16 protein-coding genes are annotated in these 15,308 nt (G+C 74.8%); 9 read left to right on the top strand and 7 right to left on the bottom strand.

Annotation, left to right across the window (positions count from 1 at the left end):
* Positions 1-16 precede the first annotated feature (16 nt).
* A complete protein-coding gene (locus tag FN207_RS12385; protein WP_142458811.1) occupies positions 17-973 on the bottom strand; it encodes an ATP-binding cassette domain-containing protein in 957 nt (318 codons plus the stop codon).
* 127 nt (positions 974-1,100) lie between these two features.
* On the opposite strand from FN207_RS12385, the gene FN207_RS12380 reads away from it, so the two are divergent.
* Positions 1,101-1,877: a TetR/AcrR family transcriptional regulator gene (locus FN207_RS12380; protein ID WP_142458810.1), complete on the top strand. Its 777-nt coding sequence runs from the start codon at positions 1,101-1,103 to the stop codon at positions 1,875-1,877.
* Positions 1,878-1,957: 80 nt separating this feature from the next.
* Here the strand turns inward: FN207_RS12380 and FN207_RS12375 are convergent, their stop codons facing one another.
* Positions 1,958-2,320, bottom strand: coding sequence for a VOC family protein (locus FN207_RS12375; protein WP_221888162.1), 363 nt, complete (start codon positions 2,318-2,320; stop codon positions 1,958-1,960).
* 616 nt (positions 2,321-2,936) lie between these two features.
* Between FN207_RS12375 and FN207_RS12370 the strand changes: the two genes are divergently transcribed.
* Positions 2,937-4,214: a hypothetical protein gene (locus FN207_RS12370; RefSeq protein ID WP_142458809.1), complete on the top strand. Its 1,278-nt coding sequence runs from the start codon at positions 2,937-2,939 to the stop codon at positions 4,212-4,214.
* Positions 4,215-4,820: 606 nt separating this feature from the next.
* The gene (locus FN207_RS12365) at positions 4,821-5,063 is read left to right on the top strand and encodes a hypothetical protein (RefSeq protein ID WP_142458808.1); all 243 of its coding nucleotides are present in this window, start codon (positions 4,821-4,823) and stop codon (positions 5,061-5,063) included.
* Positions 5,064-5,096: 33 nt separating this feature from the next.
* Here the strand turns inward: FN207_RS12365 and FN207_RS12360 are convergent, their stop codons facing one another.
* The gene (locus tag FN207_RS12360) at positions 5,097-5,528 is read right to left on the bottom strand and encodes a hypothetical protein (RefSeq protein ID WP_246066010.1); all 432 of its coding nucleotides are present in this window, start codon (positions 5,526-5,528) and stop codon (positions 5,097-5,099) included.
* Positions 5,529-5,633: 105 nt separating this feature from the next.
* Between FN207_RS12360 and FN207_RS12355 the strand changes: the two genes are divergently transcribed.
* From FN207_RS12355 to FN207_RS12330, 6 genes are all read left to right on the top strand, one after another.
* The gene (locus tag FN207_RS12355) at positions 5,634-6,410 is read left to right on the top strand and encodes a glycerophosphodiester phosphodiesterase family protein (RefSeq protein ID WP_142458807.1); all 777 of its coding nucleotides are present in this window, start codon (positions 5,634-5,636) and stop codon (positions 6,408-6,410) included.
* Positions 6,407-7,306, top strand: a complete 900-nt coding sequence (locus FN207_RS12350; RefSeq protein WP_246066009.1) for a lysophospholipid acyltransferase family protein — start codon at positions 6,407-6,409, stop codon at positions 7,304-7,306. Before FN207_RS12355 ends, FN207_RS12350 begins: the two co-directional genes overlap by 4 nt.
* Before the next feature lie 46 nt (positions 7,307-7,352).
* Positions 7,353-8,702, top strand: a complete 1,350-nt coding sequence (locus FN207_RS12345; RefSeq protein WP_142458806.1) for an MFS transporter — start codon at positions 7,353-7,355, stop codon at positions 8,700-8,702.
* A complete protein-coding gene (locus FN207_RS12340; RefSeq protein ID WP_142458805.1) occupies positions 8,699-9,430 on the top strand; it encodes a thymidine kinase in 732 nt (243 codons plus the stop codon). The genes FN207_RS12345 and FN207_RS12340 overlap by 4 nt, the downstream gene beginning before the upstream one ends.
* Positions 9,431-9,622: 192 nt before the next feature.
* The gene (locus FN207_RS12335) at positions 9,623-9,967 is read left to right on the top strand and encodes an RNA polymerase-binding protein RbpA (RefSeq protein ID WP_142458804.1); all 345 of its coding nucleotides are present in this window, start codon (positions 9,623-9,625) and stop codon (positions 9,965-9,967) included.
* Positions 9,968-10,118: 151 nt separating this feature from the next.
* Positions 10,119-10,676 carry a dihydrofolate reductase family protein gene (locus FN207_RS12330; protein ID WP_142458803.1) on the top strand — a complete coding sequence of 186 codons (558 nt, stop codon included), beginning with the start codon at positions 10,119-10,121 and terminating at the stop codon, positions 10,674-10,676.
* A gap of 7 nt (positions 10,677-10,683) precedes the next feature.
* On the opposite strand, the gene FN207_RS12325 is transcribed toward FN207_RS12330, so the two are convergent.
* The 4 genes from FN207_RS12325 to FN207_RS12310 all read right to left on the bottom strand — a co-directional run bounded on the left by FN207_RS12325 (position 10,684) and on the right by FN207_RS12310 (position 15,301).
* A complete protein-coding gene (locus FN207_RS12325) occupies positions 10,684-11,163 on the bottom strand; it encodes an FxsA family protein (RefSeq protein ID WP_142458802.1) in 480 nt (159 codons plus the stop codon).
* A gap of 40 nt (positions 11,164-11,203) precedes the next feature.
* Complete coding sequence (locus FN207_RS12320; RefSeq protein WP_142458801.1) at positions 11,204-11,995, bottom strand: polyprenol monophosphomannose synthase; 792 nt, start codon at positions 11,993-11,995, stop codon at positions 11,204-11,206.
* On the bottom strand, positions 11,992-13,602 hold the full coding sequence (lnt, locus tag FN207_RS12315; RefSeq protein ID WP_246066008.1) for an apolipoprotein N-acyltransferase: 1,611 nt from the start codon (positions 13,600-13,602) through the stop codon (positions 11,992-11,994). The genes FN207_RS12320 and lnt overlap by 4 nt, the downstream gene beginning before the upstream one ends.
* Before the next feature lie 163 nt (positions 13,603-13,765).
* Entirely contained in the window at positions 13,766-15,301 is a 1,536-nt protein-coding gene (locus FN207_RS12310; RefSeq protein ID WP_246066007.1) for an amidohydrolase, read from the bottom strand.
* Positions 15,302-15,308 lie beyond the last annotated feature (7 nt).

Raw genomic sequence — 15,308 nt, 5'->3', positions numbered from 1 at the left:
AGGGCCTCCGGGCGGGTCAGGCGGCCGTGCCGGCGGCGACCGGCTGCGGCGCGGAGGGAGACGCGGGTCGGGTCAGGGCGAGGAAGACGTCGTCGAGGGTCGGGCGGGCCGAGCGCACCCCGTCGACGGCGACGCCCGCGGCCCGCAGCTCGTCGAGGACGGCGTGCAGGTGCGCCGCACCGCCGTCCGAGGGCAGGGTGACCGTGCGGCCCTCACGGTCGACCACCGCGGCCGGGTGGAGGTCGGCGACGCGCCGCAGCCCGGCGGCGTCGGCCACCCGGATCTCGAGCCGGTCCCCGCCGACCAGCGTCTTGAGCGCCTCCGGCGTGCCCGAGGCCGTCACCCGGCCGCCGTCCACCAGGACCACCCGGTCGGCGAGGCGGTCGGCCTCCTCGAGGTGCTGGGTGGTGAGGACGAGCGTCGTCCCGCCGCGGACCAGGTCGCCGATGGTGTCCCACATCGTGGCCCGGCCGGCCGGGTCCAGGCCGGTGGTCGGCTCGTCGAGGAACAGGACGCGCGGCCCGCCGACGAGGCTCATCGCCAGGTCGATGCGCCGGCGCATCCCGCCCGACCACGTCTGCACCCGCCGGTCGGCGGCGTGCGTGAGGTCGAAGCGCTCGAGCAGGTCGTCGGCCCGCCGGCGGGACTCGCGGCGCCCGAGGTGGGCCAGATGGCCCATCATGACGAGGTTCTCCCGCCCGGTCTGCCGGTCGTCGACGGCGGAGGCCTGGCCGGTGAGGCTGAACAGCGCCCGGGCCCGGGCGGGCTCCCGGACGGCGTCGACGCCGGCGATGCGCACGGTCCCGGCGTCGGGCCGGGTGAGCGTGCTGAGGATGCGGACGATGGTGGTCTTGCCGGCGCCGTTGGGTCCGAGCAGGGCGAGGACCTCGCCCTCGGCCGCGGACAGGTCGACACCGTCGAGCACGCGGGTGGCCCCGAACGACTTGCACAGGCCGGTCGCCTCGACGAGCACGGCTCCTCCTCTACGGTGGGATCGCTGGTGCGTACGCCGTACGCGAAACAGCGTATGACGTACGCTGAACGCGGCACAAGCCCCCGGCTACGCTCGCCGGGTCCGCGGGGGAGGGGAGGCCGTGCGCATGGACGCCGAACGGCCCGAGCTGCCGCCGCAGGTCGCGCTGCTCTGGGGACGGCGCGGCCCGGCCCGCCGCGGGCGCACCTCCGGCCTGAGCGTCGAGGCCATCACCCAGGCGGCCATCCGCATCGCCGACGCCGAGGGGCTGGGCGCCGTCTCGATGGCCCGGGTCGCGGCCGAGCTGCACAGCGCGCCGATGTCCCTGTACCGCCACGTGGACAGCAAGGACGAGCTGCTGCTGCTCATGTCCGACGCCGCCCTCGAGGGCGCACCCGAGTTGGCCGGCGCCGACTGGCGCGAGCGGCTGACCTCCTGGGCGTACGCGGTGCTGGCCTGCTTCCGGCGGCACCCGTGGTACCGGGAGATCCCCATCAGCGGGCCGCCGGTGGGGCCGCGCAACCTCGAGTGGTTCGACCGCGCCCTGGCCGCCCTGGCCGACACCGGCCTGCCCGAGGGCGAGAAGGTCCTCGTCGTCACCGGCCTCATGCCCGTCGTGCACGGCCAGGCCCGGCTGTCGATCGACCTCGCCGCGGGCTACGAGGCCGATCCGGAGGCCTTCGGCGCCGGCTTCGCGCACGCCCTGGCCACGGTGGTCGACCCGGCCCGCTACCCGGCGTTGAGCAGGGTGATCGCCTCGGGCGTCTTCGGTCCGGGCGGCCCGGGCGGTGAGGACACCCCGCCCGAGGGGTACGACGACTTCGGGCCCGAGTTCGCCTTCGCGCTGAGCTGCTACCTCGACGGTGTGGCGGCGTTCATCGCGCGGACCACCTCGCAGCGCTGACGGAGCCCCTCCCTCCTCCGTTATCCCTAACGAGAGTCGATGCAGACCCGTGGTCCCGTTCCGCGGTGGGGAAGGAGCAGTTACCGGGTGGTCGTCAGGTTCACCGGGTTGCCGTCGGGATCCCGGACGTGGGCGACGCGCTGGCCCCAGGGCATGTCGGTGGGCGGGCCCTGGATCTCGCCGCCGAGCTCGGCGACGCGGGGGAGTGCGGCGTCGACGTCGGCGACCTCGATGCTGACCAGCACGCGACCGGGGGAGCCGGGCGTTCCGTCGGCGTCGGCGACGACGCCGAGGTCGGAGTCCCCGATGCGCAGGCCCTGGAAGAACACCGGGCCGTCGTCGGGGACGCGCTGGGTCGGCGCGGCGCCGGCCACGCCGGTGTAGAAGCGCACGAGGCGCTCCACGTCAGGGGTCACCAGGATCGCCTGGACGCTGCTGGGCACGGGACCTCCTCGGGGTCGTCACGGGGAGGACGGCCGGGAGGGGCCGGACTCATCGGTGGGCCGTGGTCCGGCCGGCGCTGCGCAGCCCCTCGCCGAGGAGCACGAGGGCGGCCACCGCGACGACCAGCACGAGGCTCGGCGCGACCAGCGCGTGCGGCCGTCCTGGGCGCGATCCGGGCGCACGACAAGGCGCTGCTCATCGGGCTCACCACGGTGGTCATCGCGACGGTGATGGTCGCCAACGCGGCGACCTGATCTCCAGCTGCGGGAGACCACCAGGACGCCGGGAACGGGTGCCCGGAGGGTCCCTCCAGGTTGAGGTGAGCCCCCATGTCCGTCCTGGAACCATTCTGGGATCTCGCGACTGAGCGCTGACCGGGTGGGCCTCCGCTGACTGTCTCCATTCCTCGCCGGGGGAGGAGCAGGGCGGGGCGCCCCTCCCCTCAGCCGGGCTGACGGCGGCTGAGGTGTCCGGGCGCCGTTGGTGACGACTTGGTGACGCGAAGATGATGAGGCCCCACGATGCTCGTACGGAGTGCAGGTCGGCTGAGCGGAGCTCCTCATGGCCGAGCCCTCTCCGAACCGAGGGACGGGTCCACCTCGGGCGGGACCACAGATGGAGGCTCGTGAGCAGGTCGTGGTGGGTCTACTGCTCTCGGTGGCAGGCTCGCTACTCGGCACCTGGGTGGGGAAGTCCGTCTACGGCAGTCCGGAACTCAACCTGCTCGCCGCCATTCTCGGTGCCCTCGTTCCGGCGATGCTCCCGCAGGTGCTGCCCAAGGGCAGATCGCGCCCTCTCATCGTGGTGGTCGTCGTTGTCGTGGCAGTGCTCGTGACTTACACGACCGTGACCACGGCGAACTTCGCGGAAAGCAGTGCAGCGACGTTTCCGATACCGCCCGGCGTGTCGGCCCCGGATGCTGGGGCACCGGGCATCGAGGTCACTCCCGATCCGGTCGTCTGCGCCGGTGTCGGCAGTTGCGGGTTGGTGATCATTCGCAGTACGGGGTCTGAGGCGCTGAGAGTGGATGCCATCGAGTTCGCCGATCCCGGCGAAGAGCGTTTCTCGTTCGATGACCGTTGTGCGGATCAGACGTTGGTACCGGCAGCGGAGTGCTCCTTCGAGGTGATGCTCACAGCCGCCGACCCAGAGGGGGCCGGAGTGGCCGAACTCCTCATCAACCAGAACCTGCCGGGCGGACCCACTTCCGTCACGCTCCGCGGCGAGGTCCCTGCAGGGCCTGGCATCGTGGTCACTCCCAACCCGGTCGTCTGCGCCGGTCTCGGCAGTTGCGGGTCGGTGACCATTCGCAGCACGGGCTTCGAGGCGCTGAGAGTGGATGCCATCGAGTTCGCCGATCCCGGCGAAGAGCGCTTCTCGTTCGATGACCGTTGTGCGAATCAGACGCTTGCACCGGCAGCGACGAGCGCACCGGCAGCGGAGTGCTCCTTCGAGGTGACCTACGAAAGAGCCGGCCCGCAGGGGAGCGCCGAGACCGAACTCCTCATCAACCAGAACCTGCCGGGCGGACCCACTTCCGTCACGCTCCGCGGCGAGGTCCCTGCAGGGCCTGGCATCGTGGTCACTCCCAACCCGGTCGTCTGCGCCGGTCTCGGCAGTTGCGGGTCGGTGACCATTCGCAGCACGGGCTTCGAGGCGCTGAGAGTGGATGCCATCGAGTTCGCCGATCCCGGCGAAGAGCGCTTCTCGTTCGATGACCGTTGTGCGAATCAGACGCTTGCACCGGCAGCGACGAGCGCACCGGCAGCGGAGTGCTCCTTCGAGGTGACCTACGAAAGAGCCGGCCCGCAGGGGAGCGCCGAGACCGAACTCCTCATCAACCAGAACCTGCCGGGCGGACCCACTCGCGTCGTGCTCCGCGGCTCTGCATGAACCCGTGTGGACCGTTGCTCGTCGAGCGGTGTTCCAGCGGGTCGACGTCCTGCAGCTGCCGCCGCGGCCGGTGTGGGGAGCCGATCCGCTCCAGTCGAGTTGACATAATGCGCATTATCGGCGGACCGCTGACGGGCGCCGGAAGGGGCTCGGGGCGCCGCCGGTACGCCATCCGGGTCCACCTCGAGCACCCGACCGTCCCGACGCCCGACGACGTGTCCCCGACGATGTGCCGTCGACGTCCGGCTGCACGCGCCTCCAGGTCGCCGGCGGATCGCGTGGCCGCGCAGCGCCGGTCGCCGCCGCGCCCGTGGCGCCCGCGGATCTCCGTCGGACCGACCGATCCCCGGCCGACGCCCGTCGCCGCTCCGCCCGAGCCCTCGGCCACCTGGCTCTCCGGCCACCCGGCTCTCCGGGTCCGTCCTATGGCCCTCCGAACCCGTCGGTGACCTCCGTCCCGACACCCGGTCCGGCCGCCTCGACCACGCCGGTGCCCCCTCGCCCCCATGCACGGACACCTCCGTCGATACGTCACAGTGACGTATTGACGGAGGTGTCCGTGGCTTCGACGGGCGGCCCGCCGGGTGCCTACGTAGGGTCGAGAACATGCAACTCCGACGTCCGATCGCTGCTCTGATGACCGCGCTGGCGCTCTTCGGCGGCGGCGCCACGCTCACTGCCTGCGGCGACCCGGCGGGGCTGGACCGCAACGACGGGACCACCGACGACAGCGAGAACACCAGCGGCGACGACCCGTCCGAGGACTCGCAGGACAACCTGCCGGACAACAGCAACGAGGACCCGGGCGCGCCCGAGGACCAGGACGACGACACGCAGGACCCGGACTGACCGGTCGCTGACCGGCCGGCGCAGCCGCAGGACTCAGCCGGCGGCGCGCTCGGAGACCCAGAGCTTGTCGAGCCGGCCGGTCGAGTGCACCAGGTCGGCGAGCATGCGCTCGAGCTCGGCCTTGGTGTGCCGCTCACCGAGCAGCGTCTGCACGTCCTCGAGGGCGCAGCGCAGCTGGTACAGCCGGTCCTGCAGGCCGTCGAGCTCGGCGCGCCGCACGAGGACGACGTCCTCGGACAGGCCGGCCTTGGCCGTCGCCGTGCGCTGCTCGTACGCCCGTTGCCGGCAGGCCTGGCCGCAGTACATCCGTGGCCGGCCGACCGAGCCGGCCTGGGGCAGCACCCGCCGGCACCACCCGCACCGCCGTTCGGCGCCACTCCCCTGCCGTGCCGTCGTCCCCGTCGCCTTCCCGTCCGTCGTCCCGACCGCTGCGTCGATCACCCGGTCGACCTGCTGCTTGCCCACGGCGGGCACGCTAGACGGCCCCACCGACAGTCCCGACGGACACGCCCGACGGCCCGGAAGAAGGGGCTGGTGAGCGCGTCGGAGCGTCCGGTTAGCGTGTCGGCCGTGCCCCCCGCCCGGTTCGCCTTCCTCGACGGGCCGGTCCCGTTGGCCGTGGCCCACCGCGGTGGCGCGATCGAGCACCTGGAGAACACCATGCCGGCCTTCCAGGCCTGCGTGGACCTGGGCTACCGGTACCTGGAGACCGACGTCCGGGTGACCGCCGACGGCGTCGTCGTCGTCTTCCACGACCCGAGCCTGGACCGGGTCACCGACCGCACCGGCCGGATCGAGCAGCTGCCGTGGGCCGAGGTCGCCGGCGCGCGCATCGGCGGCCGGGAGCCGATCCTGCGGCTGGAGGAGCTGCTGGGCGCCTGGCCCGACGTCCGGTTCAACCTCGACATCAAGGCCGCCGGCGTGCTCGCGCCGCTGGTCCGCGTGCTGCGGCGGATGGACGTGCTCGACCGCGTGTGCCTCGCGTCGTTCTCCGACGCCCGCGTCGCGGCCGCCCGCCGGCTGCTGGGGCCCACGGTGTGCACGTCGCTGGGCCCGCGGGGCGTGGCGGCGCTGCGGCTGTCGTCCTACTCCCCCCGCGCGGCGGGGCTGGTGCGGATGCAGGCCGGCTGCGCCCAGGTGCCGCTGCAGCTCGGCGGCCGAGCGCTGGTCGACGAGCGGTTCGTCGCCGCCGCGCACGCCCGCGGCCTGCAGGTCCACGTGTGGACCGTCGACACCGAGGAGGAGGCGACGACGATGCTCGACCTCGGCGTCGACGGGATCATGACCGACCGCCCGGCCATGCTGAAGGAGCTGCTGGAGAAGCGCGGCCAGTGGAGCGGCCGGTGAGCGCCCTGTCCGAGCGGCTGCGCACGGGGTTGCGGGAGTGGCGGCCGACGCCGCCGCCGCTGCCCGACCACCTCGAGGCCATCCTGCGCGACGGCGACCCCGAGTGGTTCGTCCGCGAGCTGGCGATCGCCGCGGCGCCGCCGTGGTGGTTCTGGCGGTTCGTGCTGCGCAACTTCTCCTGGCTGGTCGACCTGTTCGGCCGGGTGGAGATCACCGGCACCATCCCCGAGGAGCTGCGCCGCGGGCCGCTGCTGCTGGCCGCCAACCACGTCGGCGACTTCGATCCCTTCCTCGTCGCCGTCGCGCTGCACCGCCTGGGCGTCGTGCCGCGGATCATGGCCACCGGCGGGATCATCTCCGCGCCGGTCGCCGGGCCGCTGCTCGAACGCGCCGGCGGCATCCGGGTGCAGCGCGGCACCGAGGACGCCCGGCACGCGGCCAGGGTCACCGAGGTGGCGCTGGTGCACGGCGGGCACGTCGTCGCCTATCCCGAGGGCCGGGTCGGCCTGGCACCGGACGGGTGGCCCGAGCGCGGCCGCACCGGCATGGCGCGGCTGGCCCTCGGCGTCCGCGTGCCGGTGATCCCGGTCAGCCAGTGGGGCGCCCAGGAGGTCCTGCAGTACGGCAACGACTGGGGGAAGCTGCGCACCCTGGCGCGCTCGCTGGTGCAGCGGCCGGTGCTGCGGGTGCACGTCGGGCCGCCGGTGTTCATGGAGGACCTCGAGGTGGGCCGGGTGGGCGACGCCAACCGCGCGCGGATGCGGATCGCCGCCGCGATCACCCGCGGCCTCGTGCCGCTGCGCGCGGCCGGCCGGCCGTTGCACCCCGACCCCACCCGGCCGACGACGGGCGCGGCGGCGTTCCCCGGTGGCGTGGTGCCCGAGGACATCCCGTGACCGGGCGGTGCTGGAATCGGCGCCACGCGGCTGGCACCCTGCGCCGGTGACCGTCCCCGACGTCGACGCCGTGCAACCCGTCGACCGCGCCCTGCGCCGTGAACGCTTCGGCTGGTACTCCTACGACTGGGCGATGTCGGTGTTCAACACCAGCGTCACCACGGTCTTCCTGGGCCCGTACCTGACCACCGTGGCCGAGGACGCCGTCGGCGCCGACGGCCGGCTGCCCTTCCTCGGGCTGTCCATCCCGCCCGGCAGCTGGTTCTCCTACGTCCTGTCCTTCTCCGTGGTGCTGCAGGTGCTCGTCCTGCCGCTCACCGGTGCCGTCGCCGACCGGTCGGGGCGCAAGCGGCGGCTGCTCGGGGGTCTGGCGGCGGTGGGTGCGCTGGCCGCGACCTGCCTGTTCTTCGTCGCCGACGGGCGCTACCTGCTCGGCGCGGCGCTGTTCGTCGTCGCCAACGTCGCCTTCGGCGCGGCGACGGTCGTCTACTACTCCTGGCTGCCCGATCTGGCCGGCCCCGACGAGCGCGACGCGGTGTCCAGCCGCGGGTGGGCGTTCGGCTACGTCGGCGGCGCGCTGCTGCTCGCCGTGCACCTGGGGCTGTTCCTCGGCGCGGACTCCCTCGGGCTAACCGAGGGTGAGGCGGTGCGGATCTGCCTGGCGACGGCGGGACTGTGGTGGGGCCTGTTCACGCTGGTCACCGTCTCGCTGCTGCGCGACCGGCCGCCCGTGGCCGCCGCGCACGGCGCGGCCACCAACGGCTTCCGGCAGCTGGCCGCGACGCTGAAGGGCATGCGGGCGTTCCCGCTGACGCTGTGGTTCCTCGGCGCCTACCTGCTGTTCAACGACGGCGTGCAGACGGTGATCTCGCTGTCGGCCACGTACGCCAGCGAGGAGCTGGGGCTGTCGCAGTCGGTGCTCACCGGCGCGATCCTCATGGTCCAGGTGGTGGCGGTGTTCGGGGCGCTGGGCCTGGGCCGGGTGGCCGCCCGCTACGGCGCCAAGCGCACGGTGCTCGGCTGCCTGGTGGCCTGGACGGCGGTGCTGGTGGCCGCGTACACGCTGCAGGAGGGCGCGGTCGCGCAGTTCTACGCGCTGGCCGCCGTCATCGGGCTGGTGCAGGGCGGCACCCAGGCGCTGTCGCGGTCGCTGTTCAGCCACCTGATCCCGGCCGGCCGGGAGGCGGAGTACTACAGCTTCTACGAGATCAGCGACCGCGGGACCAGCTGGCTGGGGCCGCTGGCCTTCGGCCTGACCTACCAGCTGACCGGCTCCTACCGGTACGCCATCATCAGCCTGGTCGTGTTCTTCGTCGCCGGGTTCCTGCTGCTGCTGCGGCTGCCGATGCGCCGGGCCGTGCTGGCCGCCGGCAACACTCCACCGGAGCGGCTGTGAGCGATCCGTCCGTGCCGCTCACGGCGGTCCCGGCCGCGGGTGACCGGCGGCGCGCCCTCGCCCCGGCGCACCTGCGGTTCTTCCACGGGCCGATGGACTGCGGCAAGTCCACCCTGGCCCTGCAGGTCGACCACAACCAGAGCCGGCAGGGCCGCTCGGGGCTGCTGGTGACCCAGGGCGACCGCTCGGCGCAGCCGCGGATCAGCTCCCGGGTGGGGCTCTCGCGCGACGCCGTCGAGGTCGACCCCGGCACCGACCTGACGCTGCTGGTGCGCAGCCACTGGGCCGACGGGCGGCGGGTGGACTACCTGATCGTCGACGAGGCGCAGTTCCTCACCCCCGAGCAGGTCGACCAGCTCGCCGAGCTCGTCGACGCCTCGCACGTCGACGTCTACGCCTTCGGGCTGACCACCGACTTCCGCACCCGGCTGTTCCCCGGCACGCAGCGGCTGCTCGAGGTCGCCGACGACGTGCAGCGCATCCAGGTCGAGGTGCTGTGCTGGTGCGGCCTGCCGGGGCTGCTCAACGCCCGCGTCGTCGACGGCGCGATGGTGCGCTCCGGCGCCACCGTGGTCGTGGCCGACACCGCGCCCACCCCGGCGCCGGAGGAGACCGACGACCCGGCCACCGGCACCGACGTGCACTACCAGGTGCTGTGCCGGCGCCACCACGTCCTCGGCCAGCTCGGCCCCACCGCGGCCGGGCCGGGGCAGCTCGCCCTCCCGTGAGGAGGGGCGTCCTCCCCCGTCCGAGGGGCGGTGTGGGCGCCAATACCACCCCATGCGATGATGGGGAACCGACTCAGCGGAATCTCTCCGCGAAATCCGCCGTTGGTCTCCATGACACCCTCCCGCAGTGGGTATCCCCTGCTGCGCCGGAGAGTCCTGACCGACACCACCAGCACGAGAGGACGGTGTGCCATGGGCGAGCGTTCCCTGCGGGGCAGCCGACTGGGCAGCGTGAGCTACGAGACCGAGCGGAACACCGCCCCGATCGAGCGGCAGTACGTCGAGTACAAGTGCCCCTCGGGTCACCAGTTCACGGTTCCCCTCGCCGACGACGCCGAGGTGCCCGACACCTGGGAGTGCAAGTTCGACGGCGGATCGGCCAAGCTGGTCGGCGGCTCCGAGCCGGCGCCCAAGAAGGTCAAGCCGCCGCGGACGCACTGGGACATGCTGCTCGAGCGTCGCTCCGTGGAGGACCTCGAGGAGGTCCTCGCCGAGCGGCTCGAGGTGCTGCGCGGCCGGCGGACCCGCGCCAGCTGAGCTCGGCTCTTCGTAGGAACGGCCCCGGTGGGACTCCCCACCGGGGCCGTTCCGCGTCCGGAACACGGTGGAAGGGCACGGTGGAGGGGACCGCTGAGTTCCCGCTCCCCCGCCGGTCCTCCTCCCAGGAACCGGACCGAGGAGGACCTCCGTGGCGCACCTGATCGCCGGCATGACCATGTCCCTGGACGGCTACCTCGCCGACGAGCGCGGGGAGTTCGGCATGCTCTACGCCGACCTCGGCAGCCCGGCCGGCGAGCGGTACCTGGCGGCGTCGCAGGCCGAGACCGGCGCGGTGCTGATGGGCCGGCGCACCTTCGACCTGGCCGACCCCGACAGCTACGCCGTCGACTACGAGTACCAGGTGCCGATCGTCGTCCTGACCTCGCGCCCGCCGGAGGTCGCGCCGCGGCGCAACGACCGGCTGTGGGTCACCTTCGCCGGCGACGTCGGCGAGGCGGCGGCCACCGCCCGCGAGCTGGCCGGCGAGCGGGCGGTCACCGTCGTCGGCGGAGCGCAGCTCAACCGGCAGCTGATCGACGCCGGCCTGGCCGACGAGCTGCGGGTCGACGTCGTGCCGGTGCTGCTGGGCGGTGGGATGCCGCTGTTCGACGCGGTCGGCCCGGCGCGGCTGGAGAAGTTCGCCGTCGACGACGTCGGGCAGCGGACCGGCCTGCGGTTCCGGGTCCTCCCCCGCGAACAGGCTTAGAGGAGCTCTAGCGGATCAGGTGGCTCTCTCCCGCCACCTCTCCCTCGATGACCCGTACCGGGCCCTCGGGGCGCGGGAACGTCTCCACCCGGGTGCTGCGCACCCGCACCGGCCCGGCGACGCCCAGCTTGGCGGCCAGCCCGCGGCCGACGGCGGCGCGCACCAGGGGCCGGGTGGGCGGCAGCAGGCACAGCAGCCCGACGACGTCGCCGAGGAACCCCGGCAGCACCATGAGCACGCCGCCGGCGGCGACCAGCCCGGCGTCGGTCGCCGCCCGGCTCCGCTGCAGGGTCCCGCCGCGGGCCTGCGCGCGGAGGGGGGCGGTGACGTCCCTCATCTGGCGGGCCACGAGCGTCCAGCCCAGGACGGTGGTGGCCAGCGCGGCCAGCAGCGTCCAGCCCACGCCGATCCAGGCGGCGACGAGCGCGAAGACGACGATCTCGGCGAGGGCCCACAGCCCTGCCAGCACGCGTACCCGGGATGCCACGGCACTCCTCGGTCCGGCCACGCGGGCGGTCCGGGTCCGCCTACCGGACCTCGCTGGACCGCCCGCCGTCGCGGACCCGTCCCGGCACGGGCGGAGGGACCCGGCCCGGCAGGCGATCGGCCAGCCGGTCCTGCAGGCCCCATCCGGTGACCCGTGCCAACGCCTCTACAACGATCGAGGACGTCATCTTGCTCCTGCCGGACTTCCGTTCGCTGAAGGTGATCGGCACCTCCACCACGCGGGCGCCCTCCCGCCAGGCCCGCCAGGCCCAGTCGACCTGGAAGCAGTAGCCCTGGCTGGCCACCCGGTCGAAGGGCAGCCGGTCCACCAGCTCGCCGCGGACGGCGCGGAAGCCGCCGGTGGCGTCGGCCAGCGGCAGCCGCAGGACGCGACGGGTGTAGACGTTGCCCAGCCGCGACAGCAGTAGCCGCCGGCGCGGCCAGTCCTCCACGCTCCCGCCCGGGACGTAGCGCGAGCCCAGCGCCAGGTCGGCGTCGTCGAGGGCGGCCAGCAGCGCCGGCAGCTGCTCGGGGTGGTGGGAGCCGTCGGCGTCCATCTCGACCAGCACGTCGTAGCCGCGCTCGCGGCCCCACCGGAAGCCCGCGACGTAGGCCGGCCCCAGTCCGGCCTTCTCGGTGCGCCGCAGCACGTGCACCCGCGCGTCCCGCGCGGCGAGCTCCTCGGCCAGCTCCCCGGTGCCGTCGGGCGAGCCGTCGTCGACGACGAGGGCGTGCGCGCCGGGGACGGCGGCGTGCAGCCGGCCGAGGACCGGCTCGAGGTTGTCCACCTCGTCGTAGGTGGGGATGACGACGAGGACCCGCGGCGCGCTCACGCGGCGGCCCGGCGGCGGCGCGCGGCGGGGACGGCGACGGCGAGCACGGCGCCCGCGCCCAGCGCCGTCAGCACCCACTCCGGCGCGGCGCCCAGCCGCTCGGCGACGGTGGTGGAGTCGCGCTGGGCGACGTCCTCGACGAAGACCGCGGGGGTGAACAGCTCCGAGCGGCGGGCCAGCGACCCGTCGGGGGCGACCACGGCGGAGATGCCGCTGGTGGCCGCGACGAGGACGGTGCGGCCGAACTCGACCGCGCGCAGCCGGCTGGCCGCCAGCTGCTGCTCGCTCTCGTCGGTGTAGCCGAAGGTGGCGTTGTTGGTCTGGACGACGAGCATGCCCGCGCCGGCCTCCACGGTGTCGGCCACCAGGGAGTCGTAGACCACCTCGAAGCAGATGACGTCCCCGACCCGCGCGCCGCCCATCTCCAGGACGCCGACCTCGGTGCCGTGCACGAAGTCGCGGCGGACCAGGTCGACCTTGTCGCTGAAGAGGCGGAAGAAGTCCCGCGCGGGCACGTACTCGGCGAGCGGGACCGGGTGCCGCTTGACGTAGGTGTCGCCGGGCCCGGTGTCGGGGTCCCAGACGATGCCGGTGTTGCTGATGAACCGGCCCGGTCCCTCGACGACCGCGCCGACCAGGATCGGCGCGCCGACGGCCTCGGCGGCCCGGCTGATCTGCCGGGCGGCGTCGGCGTTGAGGTAGGGGTCGATGTCGGAGCTGTTCTCCGGCCACACCACGAGGTCGGGCTGCGCCTCGTCACCGGCCTGCACGGCCGCGGCGAGGTCGAGCGTCTGCTGCACGTGGTTGTCCAGGACAGCGCGGCGGCGGGCGTTGAAGTCCAGGCCGGGCTCGGGGACGTCGCCCTGGACGACCGCGACGGTCCGGGTGGGGCCGCCCTCGGTGAGGGAGGGACCGGGCAGGGGCAGCCAGGCGAGCGCGCCGAGCAGGGGGACGGCGAGGGCGGCGGCCAGCGCGGCGGCCGCCGTCCGCAGCGCCGGCCCGCGGGTCGCCGTCGCCCGCCCGGCGGCGCGCCGGGCCCGGACCAGCGCCAGGACGGCGGCGGCCAGCAGGGTGCCGGTGAGCGCGACGGCGAAGGAGACCAGCGGCACCCCGCCGTAGGCGGCGAGGGAGAGGAAGGGCCCGTCGGTCTGGCTCAGCCCCAGCCGGCCCCAGGGGAACCCGCCGAAGGGGACGCGGCCGCGCAGGGCCTCCTGGGCCACCCACAGCGCCGCGGTCCACAGCGGCCACAGCCGGGAGCGGGAGACCGCCGCCGTCGCCGCCCCCAGCAGCGCCACGAACAGCGCCTGGGAGACCGCGAGCGCCAGCCACGGGAAGGAGCCGACGTAGATGCCGCTCCACGACAGCAGCGGCACGAAGAACGCCAGGCCGAGGACCAGGCCCAGCCACGCCCCGGAGCGGGCGCGGCGGCCGTGGACGGCCAGCGCGAGCGCCGCGGGGCCCAGCACGGCCAGCGGCGGGAGGGAGTACCCCGGGAAGGCGAGCAGCAGCGCGAGGCCACCGGCGGCGGCCAGCAGGGTGCGCCACGGGAGGCGGCGGCGTCCGCCGCGCGCGGAACCGCCGGAGCCGGTGGCGACCGCCTCGGTCACGGCTGCTGGCGGCACTCCCGACCTCCCCGCGAGGACTGTCCGCGGGCGGCGCCCGCGGCACGGCCACGGTCGTGGCCCGTCGACCAGCATCCCACCCCGCGGTGCGCGTCCTCCGGCGCGACCTGCGCGGTGCCCCCGGGTGTGCGGTCACCGGACCGGGTGGTTACAGCGGCTGCAGCGGGGCCCCGGCGACGACGAGCCGGCGGCAGGCGGGCCGCAGGCGGTGGTCGAGGACGGCCGAGAGGGTGGCGTCGGTGCCCCACAGCGCCAGGTCGGCGGGCGCGCCGGGCGCGAGCGGGCCGGCCGCGGTCTCGGCGCGGACGGCGTGCCAGCCGCCGTGGGTGGCCGCGTCGAAGGCGTCGAACGGGCGCAGGCCGGCGCCCGGGGTGCGGTGGTCGACCGCCGCGTGCACGCCGCCCCAGGGGTCCATGGGCGTCACCGGGGCGTCGCTGCCCAGCGCGAGGGCGACGCCGGCGTCGGCGAGGTCGGCGAAGGGGTTGCACGCCGCGGCCCGGTCGGCGCCCAGGCGCTCGGCGTACATCCCCGACGGTCCGCCCCATGCGGCGTCGAAGGCCGGCTGCACGCTGGCGACCATCCCCCACGCCCGCATGCGCTCCACCGCCTCCGGCGCGGCCATCTCCACGTGCTCGAGCCGGTGCCGGCAGGCGCGCACCGCCGCCGGGCCCAGCTCCTCGACCACCGCGCCGACGGCGTCGAGGACCTGGCCGACGGCGGCGTCGCCGATGCAGTGGAAGCCGGCCTGCACCCCGGCGACGGTGCACGCGCGCACGTGCTCGACCAGCTGCCCGGTCGCGAAGCGCAGCGCGCCCGCGGTCCCGGGGCGGTCGCGGTAGGGAGCGCTCAGCGCCGCGGTGTGCGAGCCGAACGCGCCGTCGCAGAACAGGTCGCCCCCGGCGCCGGCCAGGCCGAGCTCGCGCACCAGGTCCAGCCCGCCGCGCTCGGCCAGCTCCCCCCAGTAGCCGGTGACCCGCGGTCCGGGACGCTCCCCGGCGAGGGCCAGCAGCGCGCGCAGGTCCTCGGCGCTGGACACCTCGGGGCCGGCCATCTCGTGCAGGCTGCCGATGCCCAGCCGGGCCGCCTCGGCGAGCGTGGCGGCCTGCGCGGCGGCGCGCTGCTGGGCCGTCACGGCTCCGTAGGCGGCCTGGCGGGCGGCGTGGTGGGCGTCGAGGCGCAGCTGCCCGTCGGGGAGGAAGCCGGGCAGGTCGCGGATGCCGGGCACGAGGTCGAGCAGCGCCGTGGAGACGGTGGCGGAGTGGACGTCGACCCGGGCGAGGTAGGCCGGGCGGTCCCCGACGACGGCGTCGAGGTCGGCGCGGGTCAGCCCGCGGCCCTCGGGCCAGCCGGTCTCGTCCCACCCGGTGCCGAGCACGATGCCCGGCGGTGCGGTGCGCACCGCCTGCGCGACCGCCGCCACGGCCTCCCCGAGGCTCGACCTCGAGTGGAGGTCGAGACCGGTGAGCGCCAGGCCGGTCGCCGTGGCGTGCACGTGCGCGTCCACGAACGCCGGCGTGAGCAGCGCGCCCTCCCCCGCGAGCACCTGCCCGGCCGGGGGCGCGTCGGCGGCGGCGCCCACCCAGGCGATCCGCCCGCCGGCGACGTGCACGGCCCGGCCGGGACGGTCGCCGACGGTCACGTCGGTGAGCAGCAGGTCGGGCGGCGCGTCGGGGGGCGGGGTCACGGCGCCG

This window comes from Geodermatophilus aquaeductus, assembly GCF_900182545.1.
GTDB classification, from domain to species: Bacteria; Actinomycetota; Actinomycetes; order Mycobacteriales; family Geodermatophilaceae; genus Geodermatophilus; species Geodermatophilus aquaeductus.
Note: the sequence above shows the minus strand (reverse complement) of the source record. Positions and strands in the feature narration are given on the sequence as shown.